This is a genomic window from Methanosarcina baltica, from assembly GCF_055394095.1.
The window spans coordinates 774,686-800,256 of record NZ_AP042463.1 but is presented as its reverse complement, the minus strand read 5'-3'; the positions used below and the strand labels follow the sequence as shown (position 1 = coordinate 800,256).

General features: G+C 47.2%; 21 protein-coding genes. 8 read left to right on the top strand and 13 right to left on the bottom strand.

Going from position 1 to position 25,571, the window contains the following annotated elements; genetic code table 11:
- Positions 1 to 107 precede the first annotated feature (107 nt).
- From ACZ5QV_RS03480 to mtaA, 6 genes are all read left to right on the top strand, one after another.
- Positions 108 to 578, top strand: a complete 471-nt coding sequence (locus tag ACZ5QV_RS03480; protein ID WP_464601239.1) for an IS1634 family transposase — start codon at positions 108 to 110, stop codon at positions 576 to 578.
- Between the two features lie 203 nt (positions 579 to 781).
- On the top strand, positions 782 to 1,351 hold the full coding sequence (locus tag ACZ5QV_RS03475; protein WP_464601238.1) for a flavodoxin family protein: 570 nt from the start codon (positions 782 to 784) through the stop codon (positions 1,349 to 1,351).
- Positions 1,352 to 1,655: 304 nt separating this feature from the next.
- Complete coding sequence (locus ACZ5QV_RS03470; protein ID WP_464601237.1) at positions 1,656 to 3,455, top strand: chloride channel protein; 1,800 nt, start codon at positions 1,656 to 1,658, stop codon at positions 3,453 to 3,455.
- A gap of 508 nt (positions 3,456 to 3,963) precedes the next feature.
- Positions 3,964 to 6,120 (top strand): sensor histidine kinase, encoded by a 2,157-nt coding sequence (locus tag ACZ5QV_RS03465; RefSeq protein ID WP_464601236.1) that lies wholly within the window; start codon positions 3,964 to 3,966, stop codon positions 6,118 to 6,120.
- A gap of 183 nt (positions 6,121 to 6,303) precedes the next feature.
- Positions 6,304 to 7,776 (top strand): IS66 family transposase, encoded by a 1,473-nt coding sequence (gene tnpC, locus ACZ5QV_RS03460; RefSeq protein ID WP_464599339.1) that lies wholly within the window; start codon positions 6,304 to 6,306, stop codon positions 7,774 to 7,776.
- 158 nt (positions 7,777 to 7,934) lie between these two features.
- Positions 7,935 to 8,957, top strand: a complete 1,023-nt coding sequence (gene mtaA, locus ACZ5QV_RS03455; protein ID WP_464601235.1) for a methylcobamide:CoM methyltransferase MtaA — start codon at positions 7,935 to 7,937, stop codon at positions 8,955 to 8,957.
- A gap of 251 nt (positions 8,958 to 9,208) precedes the next feature.
- On the opposite strand, the gene ACZ5QV_RS03450 is transcribed toward mtaA, so the two are convergent.
- From ACZ5QV_RS03450 to glpX, 4 genes are all read right to left on the bottom strand, one after another.
- Positions 9,209 to 9,442 carry a hypothetical protein gene (locus ACZ5QV_RS03450; protein WP_464601234.1) on the bottom strand — a complete coding sequence of 78 codons (234 nt, stop codon included), beginning with the start codon at positions 9,440 to 9,442 and terminating at the stop codon, positions 9,209 to 9,211.
- Between the two features lie 70 nt (positions 9,443 to 9,512).
- Positions 9,513 to 9,893 carry a cupin domain-containing protein gene (locus ACZ5QV_RS03445; RefSeq protein ID WP_464601233.1) on the bottom strand — a complete coding sequence of 127 codons (381 nt, stop codon included), beginning with the start codon at positions 9,891 to 9,893 and terminating at the stop codon, positions 9,513 to 9,515.
- A 6-nt stretch (positions 9,894 to 9,899) separates the two neighbouring features.
- Positions 9,900 to 11,282, bottom strand: coding sequence for a tRNA (N(6)-L-threonylcarbamoyladenosine(37)-C(2))-methylthiotransferase (locus tag ACZ5QV_RS03440; RefSeq protein WP_464601232.1), 1,383 nt, complete (start codon positions 11,280 to 11,282; stop codon positions 9,900 to 9,902).
- A 514-nt stretch (positions 11,283 to 11,796) separates the two neighbouring features.
- Positions 11,797 to 12,882, bottom strand: a complete 1,086-nt coding sequence (gene glpX / locus ACZ5QV_RS03435; protein ID WP_464601231.1) for a class II fructose-bisphosphatase — start codon at positions 12,880 to 12,882, stop codon at positions 11,797 to 11,799.
- 265 nt (positions 12,883 to 13,147) lie between these two features.
- Between glpX and ACZ5QV_RS03430 the strand changes: the two genes are divergently transcribed.
- Positions 13,148 to 13,867, top strand: coding sequence for a type 1 glutamine amidotransferase (locus ACZ5QV_RS03430; protein ID WP_464601230.1), 720 nt, complete (start codon positions 13,148 to 13,150; stop codon positions 13,865 to 13,867).
- 3 nt (positions 13,868 to 13,870) lie between these two features.
- Here ACZ5QV_RS03430 and cgi121 read toward each other — a convergent pair whose 3' ends face one another.
- Both cgi121 and ACZ5QV_RS03420 read right to left on the bottom strand, forming a co-directional pair.
- Positions 13,871 to 14,401, bottom strand: a complete 531-nt coding sequence (gene cgi121 / locus ACZ5QV_RS03425) for a KEOPS complex subunit Cgi121 (protein WP_464601229.1) — start codon at positions 14,399 to 14,401, stop codon at positions 13,871 to 13,873.
- 443 nt (positions 14,402 to 14,844) lie between these two features.
- Positions 14,845 to 15,690 (bottom strand): metallophosphoesterase family protein, encoded by an 846-nt coding sequence (locus ACZ5QV_RS03420; RefSeq protein ID WP_464601228.1) that lies wholly within the window; start codon positions 15,688 to 15,690, stop codon positions 14,845 to 14,847.
- A 115-nt stretch (positions 15,691 to 15,805) separates the two neighbouring features.
- Here ACZ5QV_RS03420 and ACZ5QV_RS03415 point away from each other — a divergent pair, with 115 nt between their 5' ends.
- Positions 15,806 to 15,913, top strand: a complete 108-nt coding sequence (locus ACZ5QV_RS03415; RefSeq protein WP_464602022.1) for a hypothetical protein — start codon at positions 15,806 to 15,808, stop codon at positions 15,911 to 15,913.
- 869 nt (positions 15,914 to 16,782) lie between these two features.
- On the opposite strand, the gene ACZ5QV_RS03410 is transcribed toward ACZ5QV_RS03415, so the two are convergent.
- The 7 genes from ACZ5QV_RS03410 to ACZ5QV_RS03380 form a co-directional block, all read right to left on the bottom strand.
- Entirely contained in the window at positions 16,783 to 17,541 is a 759-nt protein-coding gene (locus ACZ5QV_RS03410) for a cytochrome B (RefSeq protein ID WP_464601227.1), read from the bottom strand.
- Positions 17,542 to 17,555: 14 nt separating this feature from the next.
- On the bottom strand, positions 17,556 to 19,346 hold the full coding sequence (locus ACZ5QV_RS03405) for a nickel-dependent hydrogenase large subunit (protein ID WP_464601226.1): 1,791 nt from the start codon (positions 19,344 to 19,346) through the stop codon (positions 17,556 to 17,558).
- 3 nt (positions 19,347 to 19,349) lie between these two features.
- Positions 19,350 to 20,630: a hydrogenase small subunit gene (locus tag ACZ5QV_RS03400; protein ID WP_464601225.1), complete on the bottom strand. Its 1,281-nt coding sequence runs from the start codon at positions 20,628 to 20,630 to the stop codon at positions 19,350 to 19,352.
- A 387-nt stretch (positions 20,631 to 21,017) separates the two neighbouring features.
- On the bottom strand, positions 21,018 to 21,503 hold the full coding sequence (locus ACZ5QV_RS03395; protein WP_464601224.1) for a hydrogenase maturation protease: 486 nt from the start codon (positions 21,501 to 21,503) through the stop codon (positions 21,018 to 21,020).
- 82 nt (positions 21,504 to 21,585) lie between these two features.
- A complete protein-coding gene (locus ACZ5QV_RS03390) occupies positions 21,586 to 22,395 on the bottom strand; it encodes a cytochrome B (RefSeq protein ID WP_464601223.1) in 810 nt (269 codons plus the stop codon).
- A 46-nt stretch (positions 22,396 to 22,441) separates the two neighbouring features.
- Positions 22,442 to 24,226: a nickel-dependent hydrogenase large subunit gene (locus ACZ5QV_RS03385; protein ID WP_464601222.1), complete on the bottom strand. Its 1,785-nt coding sequence runs from the start codon at positions 24,224 to 24,226 to the stop codon at positions 22,442 to 22,444.
- 3 nt (positions 24,227 to 24,229) lie between these two features.
- Complete coding sequence (locus ACZ5QV_RS03380; protein ID WP_464601221.1) at positions 24,230 to 25,384, bottom strand: hydrogenase small subunit; 1,155 nt, start codon at positions 25,382 to 25,384, stop codon at positions 24,230 to 24,232.
- Positions 25,385 to 25,571: the final 187 nt, after the last annotated feature.

Sequence of the window (25,571 nt, the reverse complement as noted above, 5' to 3'; positions counted from 1 at the left end):
ATACGTTTTTTGCTGACAATTTGGTTAATGAAGGACGAAAATATAACTATTTTGATAAGTTGAACTACTGGATTAACCAGAAAGTATGGTTATTGGATCAATATTAAGTGGAAAAATCAAGGGTGGGTCGAAATGTAAGCTGGATTGACGAAGAGAATAAAAATAAGCGCGAAAATTCATTAGGAAAAAATATACTATTTACAGATAAGCACCGTTGGCACACTAAAAAAATTGTGCAAACATACAACAATAAAGGCGCTATAGAGGATGATTTTAAGCTATTGAATGATCACCTGCTTGTCCCTGTGGGACCGGTGTACCACCACAAAGATGAAAATATCAAAGTTCACGTATTTCTGTCTATAATTGGCTTACTTTTCTACAGATATTTAGCCTGGGAGACAAAGAGATATGGTCTTTCTATGAGAAGACTAATTGAAAATTTGTCCGAAATTAGGCTGGCAGTTATCCAGGATAAAGAATCAAATAAGTGTAATATTATTCTGGAAGAGATGAGTACAAAGCAAGCATCATTATTTTCTTTCTTGAACTTGGGTAATTACCTGCCACCCCAATAAAAACGTCATCAGTAGGATTATTCATTCCTTAGGCCCACACAAACAAAGCCGCTTGATAACGGAAAAACATGCATCTTTGAAAGTAAAGTTAAAATGATCAGAATGGGGCCATAAACCATTGTTTTCCATTTTTTGCTGCGGCCGGAGGCAACCTGCGCACGGGGTCAAAAAACACAAGCATAAGACCCATTGGATATATGACCATGATAACATCAATCATGCAACAACGGACGACCAGAAAATCTGGGAACTGTGTAAAGATGGTCAAAACGGTTTTGAATATTGCGGAAATGCGGGGTTTTGAAACCGATTCTGTCCTGCTTTCCTCTATAGAAGTGGCCCCATGTAAAGCCTGCGGGACCTGCCGGGAAACGGGTTTTTGCGTCCTTGAGGACGACATGGATGCGGTTTACGAGAAACTGGAAGAGGCCGACGGTATCATCGTGGCCACTCCGGTATATATGGGAAATTACCCGGCTCAGCTTAAAGCTCTTTTCGACCGCAGCGTCCTCCTGCGCCGGAAGGACTTTGTCCTTAAAAACAAGGTGGATGCGGCTCTTTCCGTGGGCGGCTCAAGAAACGGAGGCCAGGAAAAAACAATTCAATCGGTTCAGGACTGGACGCACATTTATTCTATGATAATCGTGGGAGATGGGGCCCATTTCGGAGGCATTACCTGGAATCCGGCGGAAGATAACAATGTAGGGATGCAGACTGTCCGGGACACCGTTGAAAAAGTCTGTGATGTTCTGGAACTATTCCAAAAAAAATGACTAAAACTCAAAACAACTCTATTAAAAGTGAACAACACTCAAAACCACTCTATTAAAACCAGTCCAAAAAACAATCTTTTGGACAATCTTTTCTTTTTTTTAAAATTAAATACTATTGGAGTACTATCTTTAAATAGATACTTTTAAATAACTGTGCGAAATCCATAGACCGGGAAAGGGTATCTGGATTATTCAGGAAAACCTGATTTTTCAGGAAATCGCATGTTCCATTCACTTTCATTTTTTCAGATAAAACTCATCAGGTATAATCAGCAGAAAACGGATCTTAAAGAGGCGCACACAGTTGGAGGAGCTTTCAGAGTCTAAAACCCGGTTAAATGGCATTACGGACTACCTGGCCAGACGGTTCGACACTGAATCCGCCAGGGTTAATTCGATAGCGGCAGTCATAGGTGTCCTTACGGGACTTGTTATTGGGATCTACGACCGTACCCTCCGATACAGCAGCATATTCTTTGGGATGCAGGCCGGGACAGGGGCGGAAACATCTTCCTTTTCTCTATTTTCTTTTCTATCTTCTTTCCTTCCTCCCTATTCCATCATCCTTATACCCGCCCTGGGCGGCCTCCTTGTGGGGATAATTGCGCATTTTCTGCAAAAACAGCACTACGGGGTAGAGGGCCTTATAGAAAACGTAACTCTCCACGGGGCAAAAATCCGGTCTCGCTATGCTTTTTTGGAAGTATTAACTTCGATAATCACAATTGGGTCAGGGGGTTCGCTTGGGAAAGAAGCTCCTGGTGTCCTGGCCGGAGCGGGAATAGGTTCCTTTATCGGGAAGCTTCTCAAAAGTTCGGAAAGGCAGCTCAGGATCCTGCTTGGTTGCGGAGCTTCCGGAGGGATTGCAGCCGCTTTCAACGCTCCTCTTGCAGGGGTCGTTTTTGTTGTTGAAGTCATTTACGGGGAATTGGAGACCAAAACCTTTATCCCAATTGTCATATCCTCGGTCTTTGCAACCCTGATCTCAAGCACGGTCTTCGGGATCAAGCCCTTCCAGATCGCCTACCATGAACTTGTAAGCCCCTACCATGAACTCTTTTTATACCTCATCCTCGGCCTGCTTGCGGGAGTGCTTTCAACCATCCTCATCTGGGCTCTCTATCTGACCAAAAGCAGCTTTGAAAAAATCCCTCTCCACCCTGTCCTTAAACCCGCCCTCGGAGGGCTCGGGGTAGGAATCATAGGGTTTTTTTACCCGGAGGTTTTCGGGCTCGGCTACCCGGTAATAACAGCAGCTCTTGAAGCCCATTTTGCGTTTAAGTTCCTGATCATCCTTCTTGTCCTGAAAATGCTTGCCTTTTCCCTCTCCCTTGGATCAGGTGGTTCCGGAGGCACGATTGTCCCGGCCCTTTTCATAGGAGCAATGTTCGGAGGGGCCTTCGGGACCGTTGCAAATCTGCTTTTCCCCGGAATCCTGGCAGGCTCCGGAGCTTACGCCCTTGTGGGAATGGGAGCCGTTTTTGCAGGTACAGCCAGGGCTCCCCTGACCGCCATCCTCATCCTCTTCGAAATCACCCGGGACTACAACCTGATTCTCCCCTTAATGTTCGCCTGCGTCATGAGTAACGTCATGTCAAGCGCCCTCTACCCCGAGTCCATCTTCACGGAAGGTCTCCGCAGGAAAGGCTACAAGATCCGGAAAGGCAGGGAAGTGGACGTCATGGTCTCCATGTTAGTAAGAGACGCCATGATCAGGCACGTCCAGACCGTCTCCGAAGATAAAAATGTAGGTACCCTCATTACCCTCATGCAGGCAAGCAGGCACGCGGGCTTTCCGGTTCTGGACTCAAAAGGAAAACTAGCAGGTATTGTCACCCTCTCCGACCTCCGGAGCAAGGTAAAGTACGGGGAACTGGACAAGAAAATCGGGGACATCGCGAGTCGGGACGTGGAAGTCGCCTACCCGGATGAGAGCCTGGATGCTGTCTTAAAGCGCCTGGGAGTTCGGGAAATCGGCAGGCTTCCCGTGGTCTCCCGCACTGACAAAAGAAAACTGCTGGGCCTGATCACCCGGAGCGATGTCGTAAATTCGTATAATAAGAGAGTCGTTAACAAGGTCCGGGACAAGAAAGAAGGGCAGTAAGAGGGAAAGGGGCTTTTTCTGTTCGACCTTTTTCTGTTCAACTTTTTTCCTGCCTATCCACTTTCTGTCTAACCTTTTGCAAGACCCCTTTTTATACATTAACAATATATTATTAAATAGATATGAGTGCATCAATTATAATACAATAATAGTTCCGGTTTTTAAAAACAGATTTACCTCCGCAGGCCGACAGGGAGGGGTAGTTGATTGCAAGTTATCGATTTTAGGGTAAAACAGGTTCTGGATTTTCGGCCTGAAACCTGAAACCTGAAACCTGAAACCTGAAACCTGAAACCTGAAACCTGAAACAGATTCTCTGTTTTTACCTTCTCACATACAATTAATAGACTCAATAGACTCGTTGTTCAGTCAACTACCCTTTCCTAAAATCTTTGCCTAACAGCTAAAGTTTTTGGGGGGGAGGTTTCCTGCTGAAAAATATGAATGACATTTTCATAATTTCTTACCTTGGCTGGGGCCAGATAAAAACAAATCCGGAGAATTGAGCGTGGATATAGACAAAAAAGTCCTTCTCAGTATATTCCTGTTTTTTGCGGTCTTTACCTTTATCCTGATATATGTAAGCCAGGGCATAATCCTGTCTAATTTTCTGGAACTGGAAGAAGAAGACGCAAAGGAAAACATAGATCGGCTAAATGAGCTGATAGACTCCGAAATATCTGATATGGGCAGAATAAATCTGGACTGGGCCGCTTGGGATGATACTTACGAGTTTATCGTAGCTCCTTCTCCGGAATATATCGAGTCGAACCTGCCGGAAGGTACACTCCAGGACCTGGGCATGAACCTCATTCTTTTTGCAGACAATAACGGCAGTGTGGTCTATATGAACATGATAGACCTTGAAGGTGGGGAAGAAATTTCCATTCCTGAAGAGCTGCTTCAAATGGTGGAAAACGGAGAGCTTCTGGTCCGGGAACCGGATGGCAAACTTGAGGGAGTGGTGCTTGTCGAAGAAAGGCCCATGCTCATCTCGGTTTTTCCTATCACTACCTCTAACTGGAAGGGGCCTGTGCGAGGCAATCTTGTTATGGGGAGGTATCTGGACCGGAGTTTTGTTGAAATACTCGAAAAGATTGTCCGTTTGCCGGTCGAAATCCGGGCAATAAATGGAAACATGCCCGCGGAATTTCAGGAAGCGTACACAAACGCCAGAGGCCGAACCTATGTAAAACCCCTGAGTGATGAAACAATTGCAGGGTATGGCGTCAGATCTGATCTCCAGGGGCAGCCTGCATTTATATTGAAGACCGAGATGGAAAGGGACCTCTATGCCCAGGGCCTGGAGATCAGAAGATTGATCATTCTCTTTTTGCTTTCTGCATGTATTCTGGCAATAGGGGGTAGCAAAGTCCTCATGGAAAGGTTATTTATTTCCAGGTTTCTGGAAATCGAAAGCTTCGTCACGGAAACCGGGAAGGAAAAAGACCTCTCAAAACGCCTTATTCCGAGAGGAAATGACGAGATGACGCGCCTGTCCTTGGGAATAAACACTATGATGGATTCTCTTCTGGAAGCTGAGCAGGAAATAAGGGACAGTGGACGGGAAAAGAAGGAGATACTCAATAGCCTTACTGAGTTGCTGTTTTTCCTGGATTCCGACATGAAAGTAAAGTGGGCGAATAAAGCAGCCCTTGATTATATGAATGAGGACCTGAAAAGCGCTGCTGGAAAGAGCAGGGAGGAAATAGCCAGCATCCCTGGAGCATTTATAATAAATTCCCCTGCTGAAGAGGCTTTATCCAGTGGGGCAAAAGTCTCAGGAGAGGTCAGGACTGCTGACGGGAAGACCTGGCTGGTAAAAGCAAACCCGGTACAAAACTATAGAGGCCAGATCACAGGCATTCTGGAAAACTTCATCGACATCACGGAGAGAAAAAACTACGAGGAGCATGTGCTCAGGGCAAAAATGGTTGCTGAAGCCGCAAACCAGACAAAAAACACCTTTCTTGCCAACATGAGTCATGAACTGAGGACCCCTTTAAACTCAATCATAGGCTTTTCGGACCTCCTCTCGGAACAGTTATTCGCCCCTCTTGATGAAAGACAGTTAAGGTACGCAAATAACATTTCAACAAGCGGCAGACACCTGCTCAAGCTTATCAATGATATTCTGGACCTTTCGAAAGTGGAGGCCGGGAAAATGGAACTGCAATACAGTGATTTCGGGTTAAACGAGGCCCTGGATGAAGTAAAGGCTACTCTCGAACCCCTTGCCGCAAAAAAGGAGCTCAGGTTTGAAACTGAGCTTGAACCTGGCTTGGGAAAACTCAGAGCGGATAGAAACAAATTCATTCAGGTGATGTACAACCTCCTGAGCAATGCCATAAAATTCACTCCGGAAAAGGGCCTGGTCCGCATAGAGGCCGGGATTTCAGGCACGATTGCAAAAATTTCAGTCATGGACAGTGGGATTGGTATTTCCGACGCAGACCAGAAAAAACTATTCAGGCCCTTTGTGCAGCTGGACTCCACCCACTCCAGAAAGTACGGAGGGACGGGGCTCGGGCTTACCCTGGTAAAGAAGATGGTGATCCTACATGGGGGAGAAGTCCGGTTTCGGAGCAAAGAAGGAAGTGGGAGCACCTTTTCGTTCACGCTCCCGATAAACGGAATAGAGAATAAGAAAGACCCTTTAACCTGAAAAACTTTCAGGTCCGAAAGGGGTGATCGAAACCTTATTCCGGCCGGAAACGTTATTCTGGAAGGCCCCCGTATTATTTTATATATTAATTTCCGTAACTATTCAGCCATACTTTGAACAAAGGCAATTTTTCCTCGTTTCGAGGAAAAATTGCATATAAAATAACTCTATCTCTTCAGTATCATGCTTACACGTGAAGAGATTCTTGAAATCTATGAAGAAGGCCCTGAAGCAGTCGTTGCTGTAATTCAGAGACTTGAGACTATCATAGAGAAACAGGCTTCTCAAATTGCTGAACTTGAGGAACGTGTAAGGGTTTTAGAGGCTCGTCTAAATCAAAACAGCCAAAACAGCAGTAAACCTCCTTCTACTGACGTTTTTGTGAATGAAAAACCTAAACCTAAGAGTAGCCGCACAAGAAGTGGGAAAAAACCTGGTGGTCAAAAAGGTCATTCTGGAAGTACTTTCGAAATGGTTGGGGATCCTGACCATATAATATTTCATTCCCCTCACTGCTGTGAAAATTGTGGTCATGATCTTGAAGATACTGAAGTTCGGGACTGTGAACGCAGGCAAGAAGCTGATATTCCTCCTGTGAACATCATATTTACCGAACATCGTGCTGAGTCCAAGAAATGCCCTCACTGTGGGAAAATAAACAAAGGTACTTTTCCAGACTCTATAAAATTCCCTATTCAATATGGACCTCGCCTTTTATCCTCTCTTGTATATTTAAGGAACTTTCAATTGATTCCTTATAAACGGATTTGTGATTTGTCAGAGGACTTTTATGGAATACGTATCAGCCCTGCTACCATAAAAAGAGCTGAAAAGGAATTATTCCAGAAATTGGAACCTTTCGAAAAAGCTGTTTTCGAACATCTACGGGTAGCCTATTCTGTACATTGTGATGAAACAGGAATGAGGGTTTTAGGGACAAAATGGTGGCTCCATGTTGTTTCAAACAGTCTGTGGACATACTATTTTGTACATCCAAAAAGAGGATCAGAGGCAATGAATGCTTTGGGTTTTCTTCCAGAATACAAGGGGGTAGTAGTTCATGATGGTTGGGCATCATACAACAAATATGGATGTGAACATGCTCTCTGCAATGCTCATCTTAAGAGGGACCTCACTGGAGTTGAAGAGAATTTTGAGCAGCAATGGGCTAAAAAAGTAAATGAACTTCTGAGTGAAGTAAAAAAATATACCGACGAATGCAGAGAAATGGAAATTCCAATAGATCCAATAAAAGTCAGGGCATTCGAGGAAATATACGATAAAATAATTAAAGAGGGAATTGAAGAAAATCCACCTCCTGACCTCTCAAAACAGGTTAAAAAAAGAGGAAGACCAGCACAAACAAAAGCAAAGAATCTCCTTGATAGGTTCATAAAATACAAGGATAGGATTCTGAAATTCCTCAATGACCTGAGAGTTCCATTTGATAATAATCAAGCAGAGCGAGACATCAGAATGATGAAGCTACAACAGAAGATTTCGGGAACTTTCCGAAGCATCGAAGGAGCGGTAGCTTTCTGCAGAATTCGGGGATACATATCCACTATTAGAAAGAATAGCTTGAATGTCATGGATGCTATTCGAGCGGCGCTCAATGGAGCGCCGCTATTATCCGATAGTTGCAACATTAGCTGAAACTATGCTTTTTTTATCAGTAGGCTGAATAGTTACTAATTTCCTAGATAATTCTGTAGACAATTCCGTAAACAATTCCGTGAAAGATTCTGTAGACAATTCCACAGAAAATTCTATAGATAATTTCACAGAGAATCCCGTAGGGGGCGAACTCGAATATGAATCTGAAAACAAATTTTATGAATGCTCTGGCCGGAAAGCCTGTTGAGAAAATCCCTGCAGTTTCGGTCACCCAAACCGGGACCGTAGAATTGATGGACATGACCGGGGCGGCCTGGCCAGAAGCTCATTCTGACCCTGAAAAGATGGCAGCCCTTGCTCTGGCCGGCCACCGGATAGCGGGCCTTGAGGCTGTGCGCTACCCTTATTGCCTGACCGTTCTTGCGGAAATCATGGGTTGTGAGGTCCGTATGGGTACAAAGGATATCCAGCCCTCGGTCCTTTCCAGCCCTTTTTCAAAAGGTCCGGAAGGTCTGGAAGTTCCCGTAAACCTGCTTGAGAGGGGAAGAATCCCGGTCGTCCTGAAAGCGACGGAAATCCTGAAAGTCCAGACAGGGGCCGCAAAGCTTCCCCTTATCGCAGGCATGGAAGGCCCTTCAACCCTGTTTTCCCATCTTGCGGAAGTGGCCAATTTCCTGAAATGGTTCATAATAAAACCCGATTACGTAACCCGGTTTATGGAGCCCTGTACGGATATCTGTATTGAGTATGCAAACGCCCTTTTCGACCACGGTGCCGATGCCCTCTGTATGCCGGACGGCGGGCTTGTGGGCTCGGACCTGATGCCCCTGTCCTGCCTGGACGATTTCGTAAAACCCTGTTATATCCGCCTCTGCCGGGAAGTAAAGGGGCCTGTAATCCTGCACAGTTGCGGAAACGTCGAAGGGGGCCTGAAGTCCTTTTCGGAATGCGGCTTTGCAGGCATCAGTATCGAGGAAAAGGTGAGTATAAAAGTCGCGAAAGCCGCAATAGGAGACAGGGCCGTGCTAATCGGAAATGTTTCTCCTTCTGATACCCTGCTCTTCGGGACTCCCGCTGATATAAAAAAGGAGGCGAAGCAGTGCCTTTCAGATGGTGTGGACATCCTGGCCCCAGGCTGCGGGATTGCTCCGCGGACCCCGCTTGCAAATCTCCGGGCACTTGTAGAGGCGAGGGACGAGTGGTATGAGGAAATAGAATAAAAAAAAGGCATAGCGACCTTATTAGCCGTATCCCGGTCGTTCTTTTCACGCTTGCTTGCGAGCGGCCTTTTCGTGACAGACAGAAAAATACGGTTCAAAAAAATCCTAGCCAGCATTTGGATGCAGGATGGACAAAAAACGGGACAGGACACATCAAAATTGTATATTGAGAAGCCGGAACCCTGGGCTTCCCTCTGATTAGATCCAAAAACCTGGTGTGGTTGAAGTATTCAAGTTATCTTCTATTGTAATTATTCATTTGGATTATACTCAATTCCATTATATTTTAATAAAGCAATTGCCCCTATCTGAATAATAAGAAGTATTGTATCAATGAAAGAATTGGCAACATCTCCCACACCAGGAACTAGCCCAACACTTAAGTCTGTACCTACATTTAATATTCCACATACTAAAACTAGCATAATTGTAGATTTTAATTTTGAATTTTTGACAATTAACTGTGTAATATCATTTCTATTCATATTATTTTCCTCAATACTTTACGTGAACTACCCCCACCTGTCAGCCTTCGGCTGTCGAGGAAGATACCGTTCACTTCAAAAATCTCTTTATCAATAATTCCGTATCTTCATGAGCATAGGCCGGCGAGCAACAGCAGAAAATTTTCAAAGGAACCTGCCCAGTATTTTTGACCCTGTGCCCCGTTCCCGGCGGGATGCAGACCGTATCCCCGGCCCGGGCTTTGAACTCTTCTTCTCCCAGGGTCATCAGGCCCTCACCTTCCTTAATATGATAGATTTCTTCGGTTTCCATGTGCCGGTGGAGGAGGGTTACGCCTCCGGCCGGTACGGTGGCCTCGGCCAGGCTCTGCTTAAGATTTCCGTGGACGGCCGGGTGCATGAGTTCGCGGATTTCCGAGCCGTCTTTTGTTGTGTAGGGTTCGACTTTTTCGTATTCGGTTTTGAGAGCCAATTTTACTCATTCCTCTATAAATTTCTCAGCACGTTCCTCTGTAAATTTCTCAGTACATTTCTTAATACATTCTCCGGCAAATTCCTCGTTGCATTCCTCAATGATTTTCCCGAGGAAATAACCGGGCTTCGTGTCTATGATTTCCACGTTTGCGTACTGGCCGGGTAGAAGTTCCGGGGAGCTTATGACGATAGGTCGGTAAGAGTCCGTGCGGGTCATGATGTCTCCTATTTTTGTGTACTTTGAGGCAAAAACCCGGCCCTTCCATCCGATAAGTTCCTGCTTGGACTCAAGCTTTACCCGCTGGCAGACTTTGTGCAGGACATGGGAGCGATGTGCGGGGATGCGGGAATCGAGGTTTCTGCAGGAAAAGGCCTTCGTGTGCGGGCGGGGGGAATAGCGAGAAATGTTGACCTTTTCAGGTCTGTACTTTATTACCCAGTCCACGGTTTCCTGAAAGTCCTCGTCCGTTTCCTCACAGAAGCCGACTATGATATCGGTAAAGAGGCTGAGGTCTTCGAAGCGGGCCCGGAATTTAGTGATGATGCTGTCCACAGCCTCCATTTTGTACCGGCGGTTCATGCGTTTGAGGACGGAGTGGGAGGCCGACTGGATGGGGATGTGGAGGAGTTTGTAAACTTTTTCGGAGTCAAAGGTCTCGACCAGGTCGTCCAGGATCGGGAGAACGGAAAAGGGGTTCATCATGCCCACCCTGACCTTGAAGTCTCCTGGAATTTCCGAGATTTGCCTGAGGAGGGCCGGGAGTTTGAAGCCGGTGTCCATGCCGTACTGGCTGTCGTCCTGGGAGGTCAGCCAGATTTCCCGGCAGCCTTCGGAAACGGCCCTCTGAATGTCCTCGACAATGGCCTCGGGGGGGAAAGACCGGAGTTTGCCCCGGGCGGGTTTTACGATGCAGTAGGAGCAGGCGAAATTGCAGCCCTGGGAAATCTGGCAGATGTGGATGTTAGGGTTATAGCGTTCCCGGGCAACGTTTAAAAAGCCGGACGGGGCCGGGGCCGAGAGACGCATCTGCTTGACAGGTTGGCCTTTTTGCCGGGCTTCTTCTATCGAGGTGAGGATTTCCCCCAGGCGGGAGATTGCGTTTATTCCCAGGATGTGGGCCCTTGGGTTGGCGTTTAAAATTTCCTTTAACTGGACCTCAGGCATGCAGCCCGTGACGATCACTTCCGCGCCTTCCTCGCCCATGTGCCGGATTTTATAGAGGATTTTCTGCTCAGTTGTGTACTTAACGGTGCAGGAGTTGCAGACGTAGACCTCGGCCTCCTCCGGGGTCACGAGTTCGTGCCCGAGTTTTCTTATAGCCGCAAGCATGACCTCGGCCGAGGCCTGGCTTGCCGAGCAGCCAAAGGTTTCAAGGTAGACTTTCATATTAAAAACCATTGAAAATTTTTAAATTGTGGGTGAATGCTAAGGAATGAGTCAAATATAATATCAAGTATTTTTGTTTACCATCTCTTAACCACGGAACACACGGAACACACGGAAACCGGCCCGATGGCCGGTGAGTACGCCGGGACTTTAAATACCCGAGTTTCGCTTCGGGATCACAGGAAATCGAAGATTTCCTGGGAGTTGCACTGCAAGTGCAACAGCACGGGGTCCGTTTCGCTCGCTGTGCGATCTCAAGCGGACTAAAAAACGCCAGATCAACCTTAAATATCGTCTTCCTGCATTCTTTTTCCGTGCTTTTCCGTGGTTTGGATGCACACACTAAATGTCTCAATCAACAAAAATACAACCTGTATCGGTATAAAGTGATTTCCTGACTGAAAATATGAAGTTATTTTTTAGCCATTCCTAAACAATGGACCTTTTGTTTTTAAAAAATTGAAGGATTAAAAGGGTTTTTAAAAAATGGAAAAATGGAAAAAATAAAAGAAAGTTACAGATAGAGGGGCGTCTTCTGCTTATTCTTTATATAAATACTGTCCGTAAACTTGACAGTCCCGGTGCTTCCCATGGAGACCGTGTGCACCCTTGCGTCTCCGTCTCCGAAAAGGTTAACTTCGCGCAGGAAGTGGCCTGGGGTCACGGCGGTTGCTGAAAAGATAACATCCTTTCCGGGCACAAGTTTGTCGGTGTCCATAACCTCGTTGAGGGACTCAAGGGTTATTCCCATCTTTATGAGCCTTGGAAGTTTTTCCTCGATTTCGGCGTCTATTTTTTCCTGAGACATTTCGTTTGCAACACTTGGCAGCACAAGCCGGCCGAGGATTTTTCCGCCGAGGGCTTTTATTGCGGCGGCCGTAAGGACAGCTTCTCCCGAGCCTCCTGCTCCCATGACCACATGGATCCCGGACCCGCGGATGCCGGTTGCAACTCCTGGCATAAGGTCACCGTCCGTGACGAGCCTTACTCTGGCTCCGGCTTCCCGGATTTCCGTGATCTTCTGGGCGTGTCTCGGTCTGTCAAGGATTACGACCACAAGCTCTTCGATACTCCGGTCAAGGGCCTTTGCGACGATTTCCAGGTTGTGGCTTACAGGGGCGTCAAGGTCAATTTTCTCGTCAGGGTGCTCGTTTTCATATTTCACAACGTCAGGTCCCACAACGATTTTGTCTATGTAGATGTCAGGCCCGTGGAAGATCCCACCTCTTTCTGCCATTGCCATGACCGCAACAGAGCCGGGAGCGCCATCAGCCGTCAGGTTTGTGCCCTCAAGGGGGTCCACTGCGATGTCCACCTCGACTCCTTTCCCGGTCCCGACTTTTTCGCCTATAAAGAGCATGGGGGCTTCGTCCCTTTCCCCTTCTCCGATCTTGATTATGCCTTTAATATCAAGTTTGTTCAGCATCCTCCGCATGGCCGCAACCGCGACCTGGTCGGCAAAGTTCTTGTCTCCGCGCCCCATCTGGTAAGCGGCGGCAATGGCGGCTGCTTCCGTTACCTGTATGAGTTTGGGCAGTACGTCGCATTCTATAGGGCCAGCACATTCTGTCATTTCTTCTACGGTTTTTGGATGAGGCATGATAGTCAACTCTTCTCCTTTTTATTATGTTTAACCTGGAATTCTGTGTTTCTTTATGAATCCAGTTAATGTGATAATGTTTAAAGAATTTGTTGTCCTGATAATGGAAATGAAATCTTAAGAGATATGCGTTTTTTTCCGCGAGAATAAAGAATATCTACCTGAAGAAAAACATAATATATAGTAATTGGTGTTATGCATGGCTGGCCTTCCGGTCGGTTCTTACTAATAAACAATTTTTAAAAACAATCGGATGATACGGATTATGCGAGTCCACTGCCTGCAACACCTTGAATTTGAAACGTTTGGTACCATCAGAAAATGGATTGAAAAGAGGGAGCATAAGCTGACAATAACCCTTCCCCATGAGACCCCGAATTTCCCGGACCCCGGTGATTTTGACCTGCTTATCATCATGGGCGGGCTCATGAGTGTTTACGGAGAAGAATACCACCCCTGGATAAAGCTTGAGAAGGAGTTTGTAAAAAAAATGATTGAAGCCGATAAACCCATACTTGGGAGCTGTTTCGGCGGCCAGCTGATTGCGGAGGTCCTTGGAGCCAGGGTGTTAGAAAACAGGTTTAAAGAAATTGGCTGGCACGGGGTGAAAAAGGTCAGCTCGCCTTCCGGGTTGGAAGAGAGTAGTCCGAAAGACTTTCCGGAATGCTTCCCTGAAGAATTCACCGCTTTCATGTGGCACGGGGACGCTTTTGAAATTCCGGCAGGGGCAGTAAAGCTTTTTGAAAGTGAGGCCTGTCAAAATCAGGGTTTTATCTATAACGGAAAAGTGCTGGGGCTTCAGTTTCACCCCGAAGCCGATGGGGCCTGGATCGGGAAACTTGTGGAAAACTGCGAGTCTGAACTTGCGGGCGGAAAATACGTTCAGACAGAAGCCGAAATTCTCGGGCAGGATTCCAACCTTCGGGAAGCTGAGGAACTGACCTTCGGCCTGCTGGACTGGTTTGGAAAAATAATGGAAAATTAATACTCATTTCAAAAGGTCCGCAAGTGCGACTCTTTCAAGCACGAGTTCCGGAATCTTCTTTTCTCCGGCGGCTTCGAGTTCTGGATCTTCAATTCCAAATTTTTCAAGAATCCCTTCCCGTTTTTTGACCGTATAGGCAAGCTGCCCGGCGCAGGGCCTTTCCTCAATGAGTTTTTTAAGTCCCAAAAGGGCCTCTTCAACCTTTTCTTTTTCCCCGAGCACCACAAAAGCCGCCCGGTTTTCTCCTTCCGATAAGCCAATTAAAAAACTCTTTTCGATCTGTCGCTCCCCGGCAGCATAACGCATGATCTCTATCCCGGGGTCATTTGCCACGTTCTTTCCCTCGGCAAAGGCCCGCAGCGCCTTTTCAACCGCAAAATTGAGGTGTCGTTCCCCTGCGATAAGGTCCGAATTCAAGCCCTGGATGGTAACCCCGTACTCCGCGGAAAGAGCATTTGTTTTTTTCAAAAAACCGGGAAGTTTTGGGATACTCAAAGTCCCGCAGATTATCCGGTATTCCATATGTGCTTCCATATGAATTCCAGATTACACGGGGGCCCATAAGGATTTCGGTTATCCGATGGGATATTCCTGAACATTCTGGATGGAATTTTCAGGAATAGGAGTTTCTAAATGCATATATTTTAAAAAAGATGTATCCGGGATCTGAAATAGGAACGTCGGTCATACTTCAGAAGTTAACAATGAACCGCAACCCTCTGAGTGCCGTCTGAACTGCCAGAACCCCGAGCACAACCGCTAGAAAAATTACAATAAGGTTGAAGAGAGCCTGGTCTACCTTTTCCACAAGCGCCGCGTATATACATTTATAGAATGCAGCGTAAAACCCCTGAGCCTTTAGAAGCTGTCCGACAATTACTATCAGTAATAATCAAAATCCTTTTTTTTTCTTGTTTGGCAGGGGGTCGAAAGGTGGATTAAATAAACTTTTAATAATATTATTACTTATATACCCCTTAAAAGATCTTTTCTTGTTTGAAATGTACCTTGCCCATCTCCAAAAAGATCCGTATCAGATGCAGATGCATATCTTCACTGCCCACATTTTCATAATACAAGAACATGTTATCATCATTGGGATGATTGCTAGAAGATAAACTGCCACACATAGAATGGATAAAAGCATAACCATTATATAGATCATTGGCTAGCATAATTTCCAGTTCATGAGTATGGCCACAAAAAACGTATTCAATTTTATGTTTTTGTACAAAATCAATCAGGGCTGCGGAATTTTTAAGAGGAAGCTCATCTGTACCCAAAATAGAATAATGGGTCATCAACAAAAGCAGGTCATATTCTATCTGTTCAATTTCTTTCGAAACAGCATTTAGAATCTCTTTTTCAACATACCCATCATCACTATATAGTTCACTGGTATCGATACTGAGAATTAATACCATTTTTCCATTTATCAAAATGGATTTGATGAAATTTATATCGGTGAAATTCTCATTAACCTTAGTAATTTCCCGGTTTAAAAAAAGGTTTTTCTTTTTTGTTTTTATTGTTTCGGAGATAGTGATTACCTCGGAATTATCAATATATTTCCGGAATAGTTCATGAGAGCGCATATTTCTTTTGTCATGATTACCCAAAGTAGATATTACATTTTTGCACTTGATGGCTTTTAGAAAACGACCTGCTTTAGCACACTCGTCTTCCAGACCATCTGTTGTATTGTCCCCGGTGTTGATAACGATATCAGCATCAAATGAATTGATCATTTCCAGTAGAATTTGATCGTCCCCATCCCAATGACGGGGGCCGAAATGCATATCCGAAATATGTAAGATGTTCATATAGTCCTCTTGATCATAATTGTTGCACATATGGAATAATAATACGTTAATCTTTTTCCTTATGTTAATTCTGTTCGCATGAAGTAGAGACTTAACTTGAAATGTAGAATATTCGATTACAGATAAAGGAAAAAACATCATTCCATTTTTAAACCAACTGAGAGATTGGGAAATAGAGTATGATGATTTTTATAATCTTTCCTCAGAGAGACTATCAAATTAGAATGGAGAAAATTATGACCTAATTTGATAAGCTCAAGAAAGATAACTTATTTCATCAAAGATCTCTAAAAAATCCCCGGCTTTGAGACCTCCAAAGCTCTCCGGTTTTTCTCCGAATCTGAAATCCGAGAGGGTCTGTTCAAGACCTCTCAGCAGGATTCCCCCTACTTTAGAAGCTGTCCTACAATTATTATTAATAACAATTTAAATCCTTTTTTTTCGATTTAAAGGCTTTAAATGCCTTTCTTTTTACATGTTTTTGTCCTGAAATTGAATTGCCGGACAGCCTGTTTAGCTTAGGGGTAGTTCATGAATCCTATATTCACATATATATAAAAGTATATAAGCGCTCAGAAAGGTAGATCTGGATTTCATACCCCAAAATCATTTGGATTTGGAAATTTTTATTTCAGACAGCCGAAGGCTGGTAGGGGGATAGTTCACTATTATTTCTCTTTAGGCAAAAGGAGTTAGTCCATTCAAAATTACAATAATTTACTCAATAAATTACACATTTTATAAGTCAAGTCAGACTCGCTCTTATAAACCATTTTCAGGATTCCCAGATTCCCGAATCCGGATACTTAAAAAAAGTGATGCCTGCCGTTTTTTAATACTCTATGTCCTCATACATGGCACCAAATCACGAAACATTTGAGCACAACCTCAAACAGGGCAAGTCCAAACAAAACTGCCAAAAAAAGTATAATGATATTGAGGGTGGCTTTTCCGATTTCTGCCTTGGAAATGGCTATACTGTGCATATATAGCTCCATATACTATTATGTAAACTCCACTATATGTGCATTTGGAAATTTTTATACATATTCAAAGGGTTCTACAAGAAAAATATATTATATGATATAACTCTCATTTTTCTTTTATTACCTCAACAAAATGTTTGTCCGAAAGATCTTCTTTTCCGGACCAGAAGATTGCCTTATAATACTTCCAGACTTTCGGGTCAAGTTCTAGAATCCCCACATGGACGATAAGTTCGAACAGGAACCAGTAGCTTGCGGCCAGGTGTACGATGCGGAGCAGCCCGAGGGCGGAGACGTTGAAGAACGGGGCTATGACCCCGGCCACGGAGATGATCCATTGGGAGATCGGAAGCCCTAAAAGGGTCCAGTTCAGGGAATAGAGCACAATTCCGGAAAAGGCAATAAAGAAAATTGCCGTGCTTTCAAAAACAATTAAAAGCTTCAGGACAGGGTGCAGCTTTGTCCTGTAGTGACCTTCCTTCGCATCATAAACCGTAAACTTTGGATATTTTCCTTTGCCAAAGAAATTGAGTACCATTTCCTTTACCCGGGTGGCATCTTCCGTATTGAAGATATAGGACTCGAAGAAATGAGATATCATTCCGGCAAGAGACCTGTCTTCTCCTCCGGAAAATATGTTATAGGGGACCAGAGCCCAGTTTGCGACCAGGAAGAAAGGGACCGCAATCATATGCAGGGTCCGGGCCGTGTGAAACACCATGAAGTCCCAGCCCAGGTAGATCTTGAATCCGGTTATAAGGAGCAGGATCATCGAGACCAGGTGTATCAGGTGGGTGGCTCTTTCAAGCCAGGTGTACCTCTCAACGACCAGCTGTTTTTCAACGATCATCTGTCTGGCAGCCATTTTCAATCCTCCATTCAGACTACTCTTTTCCACTCCTTATGTTTTCCTGTCAGGTCCACCGCATGAACAGCACAGGCCAGGCAGGGGTCGTAGGAACGGACCGTGTGCAGGATTCCCAGGGGGTTTGTATAATCTATCCCGAGGGCGTTTTCCGCAGCCGATATCTTTGTCCCCAAAAGGGCCTGTTCCGCAGGGCCGGGGATTCCTTCGGCATTTTGTGGGGCAAGGTTCCAGGTGCTCGCCACAACTGCCTGGTAACGCGTAACCTTTGAGTCCGACCCCGTCGTAATCCAGTGTCCGAGAGCTCCCCGGGGTGCTTCCCAGAGCCCCATACCCCTGGAGTCCTTTGCCATGGAAAGGTCGGTCGGGACCGCAAACTTCCCGTTCGGGTTAAGGTCCTCTGAAATCCACTTGAAGTACCGGGTCCCGATAACCAGGACTTCCTGGATCCGGGCAAGCATTCGGAGATAATTGTTGGTGGCCGGGTAACCCTTTTCCCGGAAGAGTTGCGCAAGCCCGGTTATAAGGGGGTCCCCCATAATGAGCATACGGGAAAGGGGGCCGACCTCGCAGGGAATCCCCCCGTAATTGGGGGCCTTTATCCAGGAATAACGGGCTTCCGGAGTCGTATCAAAATTTATTTTTGCGGGGTCAGGTTCCGGCTCGGTGCTCCCGTTAAAGGGTTCCCGGTTTGCTTCCGTGTCAACGTACAGGGTGTGAGCGTTACTCTCAAAGATTTTTGTATGGTCAAAACGTTCCAGCTCGAAGTTTCCGTTCATGAAGCCGGAAGGGATTATTCTGGAATCAGGCGGACTTGTGGGGTCGTAGCCGTCTCCCAGTTCGGGTTTATAGTAGACCCCGTAGGAGAGATAGCCGATTTTTCCGGGGTCATTGTAGCCCCCGCTCCTGTCGAACTTCAGGCTCACGGGCAGACCCAGGGTCTCTTCCCCCACAAGTTCCGAGCCGAAAGCCGCAATGAGGGGCGCATCTCCCCAGCCTGCTGCATAGGAAAAGTCGTTTGAGACCAGGGAGGCGTCTGTCAGTTCCCGAAGCCGGTCAAGGACGAAAGCGACGGCTTTTTGCGGAGAGCTTGCCAGATGGGTATTCTCAACCCAGGCCTCTGGAGAAATTCCTCCCAGGGTGTACTTTTCAATAAAGTCCATGGTTTTCCAGTAGTAGGAAGCAAGCTGCCCTATATCCGCAACCGTGGCCCCATATGTAACCCCACCCACATGCGCCATGACCGAATGCGGCATTTTTGCTCCCATCAGGGAAATTGCTTCATGTAGCCGCCGTTTTTCCCGGATGGCCTGGACATAGGCCTCTCCCGGTGGGATATCCACTCCGTTGATCCGGTAGCTGATTGGGGTGTATCTTCCCAGGAGCTCTTTCCAGACCGCGTTTCCCGCATCCCCGTAGTTTCCAAGCAGGTCCCGGTAGGCGGGGTTTACAAGGTCCGGGGCCCAGAGCAAATAGATGTGAGTCGCATGGCTGGTTATCATGTTCAGGGCCTGGTGGATATTCCGCATGACAAGGGCGTCTTTCGGGACACTGTCTTCCACCCCGAAAAGCTGGTCAAGGGCGTTTGAGGCGGCAATGGAATGGGAGGTCGGGCAGACCCCGCAGATCCGCTGGGTCAGAAGGGCCGCGTCCCTTGGGTCCTGTTTTTCAAGGAAGCGTTCAAAGCCTCTCGGCATGAGCCCCGTACTCAGAGCCCCCGTTATTATCCCTTCCTCGTTGACCTGAGTATCTATCCTGTAATGCCCTTCAATCCTGGTTAACTGGTCAATTGTAACCCTTACCACTGCTTATCCCTCCCGTTTCTTTTCGGGGGCCGTTTCTGTTTTTCCTCTTCCTTCACTTATTCCGGTTTCTTTTCCCCCTTTTCCGGATTCTTTTCCACTTTTTCCTTTTCCGGCTTCTTTTTCTTCTTCCCTTCTTCTGGTTTCTTCTCCCCGTTTTCCTTTTTCTTCTTCCTTTTCTTCCTCAGAATCTTTTCCGGAAAAACGTTTTACAGCATGGGCCCCTGCCGCAAGCACGGCAGCCCCAACAGCTACCTTTGCGACGGTATCGATATTGGTTCCCACAAGTCCGACGTCTTCGATTTCCTGGAAAAAGGGCCTTGAACTATCAGGGAAGCCGGGAGAAACACAGGAGATGCAGGGAGAACCTGATTGGGGGCAGAGGCTGTGGTAACCGTTCCAGCGCCGGATTGCACAGTCGGCATGAGTGTACGGGCCCTTGCAGCCGAGTTTCCAGAGGCATTTTTCCCCTCCGACCGTGGTGTCGAATTCCCCCCGATCGTAATACCCGCGCCTCGGGCAGTTTTCGTGAATTGTGTGGTCGGGCGGGAAAAAGATCTTTGGTCTCTTCCATTTGTCCAGCACCTCGGGCAGGTCGTCAGGGACTTTTATTTTGCCGAGCACGACCGCCGCAAGCGTCAGAAGCATCCAGTCCGCGTGAGGGGGACAGCCCGCGATGTTGATCACAGGTTTGTCGATTCCCAGCTCCTGAAGGATACCTTTTGTCCCGTCTTCCCCGGTAAAGGAGACTCCCCGGAAGTCCAGCAGGTCCTTTATATCGCTATCTGCCGCGTTTACCCCGCTAAATGCCGCACATTGCCCCACGGCCACGATGAATGCGGCGTTTTCCGCAGCCTTCCGGAAGATTTCCTTATAGGTCTTTCCCCCAAGGATACAGTAGCGTCCGGAACCTTCCGGCCCGTTGGCAATTGCCCCTTCAGCGACCAGGATATACCCTTTCTCTTTAATCACTTCTTCAAAATAAATCTCGGAATTGAGCTCGGAGGTATTGACCAGGACCCCATCCATGAAAATCCCCTGCTGTTCCATCAGCAATTCATGGTAGGCAATTTTGAGGTTCAGGCGCTGCATTGCCTGTACGATATCAGGTACCCCCCCATTCAGAAGAGACTCGGAACAGCCTGTACATTCCCCTCCCTGGATCCAGACTATCCGGTTTTCGGCAAATTCCAGAGCTTTTACGATATCGCTCCTGTAATTTTGCAAAAAGACGGACACTCCAAGGGCCCCAACAGCTTTCAGAAAGGTCCGCCTATCCATTTTCATAAAATCAAGATGTTTAAACCGTTCAGGTAAAGATTTATCTCCCACTCCGCTACCCCCCTTAAATAGAGCAAGAAAATGATATTGATAATTGTTGAAGACTTTTAACGGCATTAGATGACGTTTAAAGGCTATTTACTCTGGCTGACAGGTTTTAACGTCTGTTTGCCACTTTTCTCTTTTATGTAATTGTTAATTATTATATTACCAGTTGGGGAGTATCTTTTAAATAAGCTCTCTTATACCCTGAAAAAAATTTAAACTTTAATTTAGAGGAGACAGAGGGGATACACCCGGGAATATTTGGCTTCAAATGATGCGGGCCGGTATCTCGCAAAAAACGAAGCTTACAATAAAATTCAAAAAAAAGAGGAAAGTAGAAAAAGGGATTCAGACAGACCCTAGAACTTCTTTTTTAATCGCCCTTACCGCTTTCTCAACCGCCTCGGCAACGGCCGAAGAAAGGTCCATCGAGAGCCCGCTCACAGGCTTTCCGATCTCGATCCCGATGACGACGATCTCGGGCAGTTCCTGGACTTCCCGGCCGATTTTAAGGACGTCGGAGATTCCCATGTCGTGCACGGAAAGGACATCATGGGAAGCCGTTCCTTCAAGGAGGTCGGAGCCTTTGATGCGGTAGACCAGGCCGGGGGTGGAACCGGAAATCACGGCATCCACGATGATTACTTTTTTTGCCTCATCCAGGAGGTTCAGGAGGTCCAGCCCGCAGACGCCAGCATCTTCTATATCAAGGTCTTCGATTTCGTTCAGTTCCGTTTCTTTAAGGGCCTCGATGACCTTCAGGCCGACCCCGTCGTCTCCCATGAGGGGGCTTCCACAGCCCAGGATGCGGATTGGAGCGTTTAATATAGGCATATTTTCACCAGCACAGGCTTGTTTCCGGATATTTTGGTTGGTCTATTCCTTATTTATATTCCGGAAGACTGAACCCGGAGGTTCAGTCCTTTACCGCGACCTTTTCCGCATCCGACCAGACAAATTCGCTGTCCGGATAGGTTTTTCCGGGGGCATGGTCCACGACTTCAACAAAGTGTTTGTCCGAGAGGTCTTCTTTTCCGGACCAGAAGATGGCTTTATAATACTTCCAGACGTGTGGGTCAAATTCCAGGACCCCCACATGGACCACAAGCTCAAAGACAAACCAGTAGGTCATGAGCAGGTGAAGCAGCCTGAAAAACTGCAGGGAAGAAAGGCCCAGAGCCGGAGCGAAGAGGTCGCCTGCGGAAAGGATCCAGGACGCGACCGGAAGTCCGAAGAGAGACCAGTCAAGCTTGTAGAGGACAATGCCTGAGACCGCAATCAGGAAGATTGCAGTTCCTTCCATCACGATAAGGACCTTCATTACGGGATGGAGCTTGGTCATGTAGTGGCCCTCTTCCTTATCATAGATGGAGAAAGCCGGATAATCTCCTTTTCCAAAGAAATTCTTTACGATTGCAACCGTCCGTTCCGCGTCTTCAGGCCCGAAGATATAGTGGTCCATGAAATGATCGAGTTTCTTCTGGATTCCCCCCTCACTTGCGGAGAAGATATTGTAGGGGATCAGGATCCAGTTCACGGCAAGCAGAATCGGGACCATGAGCATATGGAGGCCCCTGGCGTTGTGGAAACTCATGAAGTCCCAGCCTGCGTAGATCTTTAAACCGGTTAAAATAAGCACCAACATCGCAAAAGCGTGGACGGCGTGAGCCATCCTGTCAAGGGCAGTGTAGCGCTCAACAACCGTTTCGTTCTTTCTGGTTTTCATTGGGTTCGTCTCCTTTATAGAAATTTCATACGGGTTTCATAGGATTTCATACGAGTTTCAGGGTACGAGGAGCGTTTTTCCCGCTGAGATCAATTGTATGCACGGCGCAGGCAATACAAGGGTCATAGGACCTGCCGATGTGAAGAATGTTAACAGGGTTTGAATACTCGACTCCACCCGCATTTTCCAGGGCGTTGATTTTTGAGCCGATAAGGGCCTGTTCAAGCGGGCCGGGAACTCCTGCATCGTCTCTCGGAGACAGGTTCCAGGTACTCGGGACAACAGGCTGGTAGGTCACGACTTTCGAGTTGCTGTCAGTGGAAATCCAGTGTCCGAGGGCTCCCCGGGGAGCTTCCCAGAGCCCCATGCCCTCGGAGTCCTTTGCCATGGAAAGGTCGGTGTGGACCGCATACTTTCCGTTCGGGTCCAGGTCCACGGTCACCCATTTCAGGAGTTCGTTTGCAATGATTGCGATTTCCTGGACCCGGGCGATCATCCTGGTATAGGTGTTTGCCGGGGAGTAGCCGTTTTCCTTAAAAGCAAGGGCAAGGCCGGTGGTGAGGGGCTCTTTCATGGCAAGCATTCTTGCCAGAGGGCCGACTTCTGCGGGGATTCCGCCGTATCTCGGGGCTTTAATCCAGGAATACCTGCTGTCGGAACCGCCGTCGTATCTGATTTCATCGGGGTTGGTGAACGGGTTGGTCTCACCCTTTGAGGGGTGGAGCTCGCCACCTTCATAGAAGGCGTGAGCAACGCTTTCCGTGATGAGGTCAGGGTTGAACGTCTGGTACTCGAGGTTTCCGGTAACAACCCCCGAGGTCTGGAACCGGGCCCCTTCAGGGCTTTTCGGATCGTATCCTTCTCCTGCTTCTGGTTTGTAGAAGGCCCCGTAGGCGAGGAAGGCGATCTTTGAGGGGTCGGAGTAGCCGCCGGTCCGGTCGTGCTTGAGGGAGGCCGGAAGGCCCAGAAGAGTTTCTCCCACGAGTTCGGACCCGAAGGCGGTGTAGAACTCCGCGTCTCCCCAGCCGGCTTCCCTGCTAAAGTTGTTGGAGCCTGAGGTTCTGTCAACAAGGCCCTGCAGATGTTCTAATACAAAGTTCACGGCTTTTGTGGGAGAACTTGCTTTGTAAGTGTTTTCGATCCAGGTCTCGAAGGGTACCCTGAGGGTGTATCTGGAGACGAAGTCCATTACCTGAAGGTAGTAAGAGGAAACTTTGGTGATGTCCGCGATGGTCGGCTTGTAGGTGTAGCCGCCGGGAAAAGAGGTTACCTGGTGGGGCATCTTACCGCCAATAACCGCGATTGCTTCCTGTAGCCTCTTCTTTTCGGGGATTGCCGCAAGGTAGGAACTGCCCGGGGCCACGGACTGCCCGTCGAGCTTGTAACTGATAGGAGCGAACCTGCCAACCAGTTCTTTCCAGACTGCTGAGCCTGTGTCTCCGAGGGGGGTGAGTATGTCTCTGTATGCGGGGTTTGCAAGGTCAGGAGCCCAGAGGATGTAGATGTGGGTCGCGTGACTTGCGAGGGTATTGAGGGCCTGGTTGATGTTCCTTGCAACAAGGGCATCTTTGGGGACGGTGTCGGCAACCCCGAAGAGCTGGTCAAGGGCGCCAGCGGCTGCCAGGGAGTGGGAAGTCGGGCAGACTCCACAGATCCTCTGGACCAGAAGAGCTGCGTCTCTCGGGTCCTGGTTCTGGAGGAAGCGCTCAAAGCCTCTGAAGAGTAAGCCTGAGGTCCGGGCATCGGTGATAATCCCGGCTTCGGAAACCTCCGTGGATAATCTTAAATGTCCTTCGATCCGGGTTAAGGGATCAATTGTAACGTTTACCATTTTTTATTCATCTCCTTTCATTCTGCGTACTGCGTGTACCCCCACAGCAAGGGCTGCGGCTCCCACTGCGACTTTGGACACGGTATCGATGTTTGCCCCGAGGAGGATGCCCTTGTCTTCGGCTTCGATGTAAAATGGTCTTGCACTGTCAGGGAAGCCGGGTTCCACACAGGCGATACAGGGAGACCCTGCCTGGGTACACATGCTGTTTCCGCCGTTCCATTTGCGCATTCCGCAGTCTGCATGAGCGTATGGGCCCTTGCAGCCGAGTTTCCAGAGGCATTTGTCCCCGCTGATTTCGGTGTCGAATTCTCCCCTGTCGTAGTATCCGCGGCGGGGGCAGTTTTCGTGGACCGTGTGGTCGGGTGGGAAGAAGACTTTGGGCCTGCCATATTTATCAAGTATGTTTTCAAGGTCTTCCGGGATTCTTATCTTTCCGAGGATTACGGCTCCAAGTGTCAGGAGCATCCAGTCAGGGTGGGCAGGACAGCCGGGAATGTTGATTACGGGCTTGCGGATTCCGAGTTCCTGAAGCATGCCTTTGTCCCCGTTTTCCTTTTTGAAAGCCACTCCCCTGAAGTCGGTAAGCTCTTCAATTGCACTGTCAGCGCAGTTAATACCCCCATAAGCGGCACAGGTGCCCACGGCAAGGATCGCGTTTGCGTTCTTTGCGGCCTTTGAGAAAAGTTCTTTGAAGGTACGGTTTCCGATCACGCAGTAGCGGCCGGACCCATCAGGTCCGTTTGCAATGGCTCCTTCAACGATCAGTATGTAATTTCCTTCCTCGATAAGTTCGTCAACGAGAATTTCGGAGTTGAGTTCTGAGGTGTTTGCGGCCTTACCGTCCACGAAGATCCCCTGCTGAGCAAGCAGAGTTTCATGGTACGCAAGGTTCACATTAAGTTTTGAGATGGCCTGTATGATGTCAGGGTTTCCTCCGTTTAAAAGAGATTCAGAGCAGCCCGTACATTCGGCTCCGTGAAGCCAGATGATTTTTGTTTCGGCAAATTCAAGCGCACTGACTATATCTGTTTTGTAAGTCCCGAGAAAAGCAGTCGCTCCTACGGCCCCTACAGCTTTAAGAAATGTACGCCTATTCATTTTTAAAAAGTCCATACTCTCCAGTGTACGAACCAGGTTCTTTTTTCCTGTACTCATTCTACCACATCTTTTTTTATTCAATAACCCTGAACAATTTATTCAATGCAAATTATATACCACGTCTTATAATTTCACCAATAATATTTTGAATGATCAAATGGTATATAATGTTTTTTAAATAAGTTTTTAAATATATTTTGCAATTTTATGGGCCAGGTGCCTTGAATTGTACTAATATATGACG

Coding starts and splice junctions, on each gene's coding strand:
- ACZ5QV_RS03475 (WP_464601238.1), top strand. CDS start 782: ATGATAACATCAATCATGCAACAACGGACGACCAGAAAATCTGGGAAC.
- tnpC (WP_464599339.1), top strand. CDS start 6,304: ATGCTTACACGTGAAGAGATTCTTGAAATCTATGAAGAAGGCCCTGAA.
- mtaA (WP_464601235.1), top strand. CDS start 7,935: ATGAATCTGAAAACAAATTTTATGAATGCTCTGGCCGGAAAGCCTGTT.
- ACZ5QV_RS03450 (WP_464601234.1), bottom strand. CDS start 9,442: ATGAATAGAAATGATATTACACAGTTAATTGTCAAAAATTCAAAATTA.
- ACZ5QV_RS03440 (WP_464601232.1), bottom strand. CDS start 11,282: ATGAAAGTCTACCTTGAAACCTTTGGCTGCTCGGCAAGCCAGGCCTCG.
- glpX (WP_464601231.1), bottom strand. CDS start 12,882: ATGCCTCATCCAAAAACCGTAGAAGAAATGACAGAATGTGCTGGCCCT.
- ACZ5QV_RS03430 (WP_464601230.1), top strand. CDS start 13,148: ATGCGAGTCCACTGCCTGCAACACCTTGAATTTGAAACGTTTGGTACC.
- cgi121 (WP_464601229.1), bottom strand. CDS start 14,401: ATGGAAGCACATATGGAATACCGGATAATCTGCGGGACTTTGAGTATC.
- ACZ5QV_RS03420 (WP_464601228.1), bottom strand. CDS start 15,690: ATGAACATCTTACATATTTCGGATATGCATTTCGGCCCCCGTCATTGG.
- ACZ5QV_RS03410 (WP_464601227.1), bottom strand. CDS start 17,541: ATGGCTGCCAGACAGATGATCGTTGAAAAACAGCTGGTCGTTGAGAGG.
- ACZ5QV_RS03400 (WP_464601225.1), bottom strand. CDS start 20,630: ATGAAAATGGATAGGCGGACCTTTCTGAAAGCTGTTGGGGCCCTTGGA.
- ACZ5QV_RS03395 (WP_464601224.1), bottom strand. CDS start 21,503: ATGCCTATATTAAACGCTCCAATCCGCATCCTGGGCTGTGGAAGCCCC.
- ACZ5QV_RS03390 (WP_464601223.1), bottom strand. CDS start 22,395: ATGAAAACCAGAAAGAACGAAACGGTTGTTGAGCGCTACACTGCCCTT.
- ACZ5QV_RS03385 (WP_464601222.1), bottom strand. CDS start 24,226: ATGGTAAACGTTACAATTGATCCCTTAACCCGGATCGAAGGACATTTA.
- ACZ5QV_RS03380 (WP_464601221.1), bottom strand. CDS start 25,384: ATGAGTACAGGAAAAAAGAACCTGGTTCGTACACTGGAGAGTATGGAC.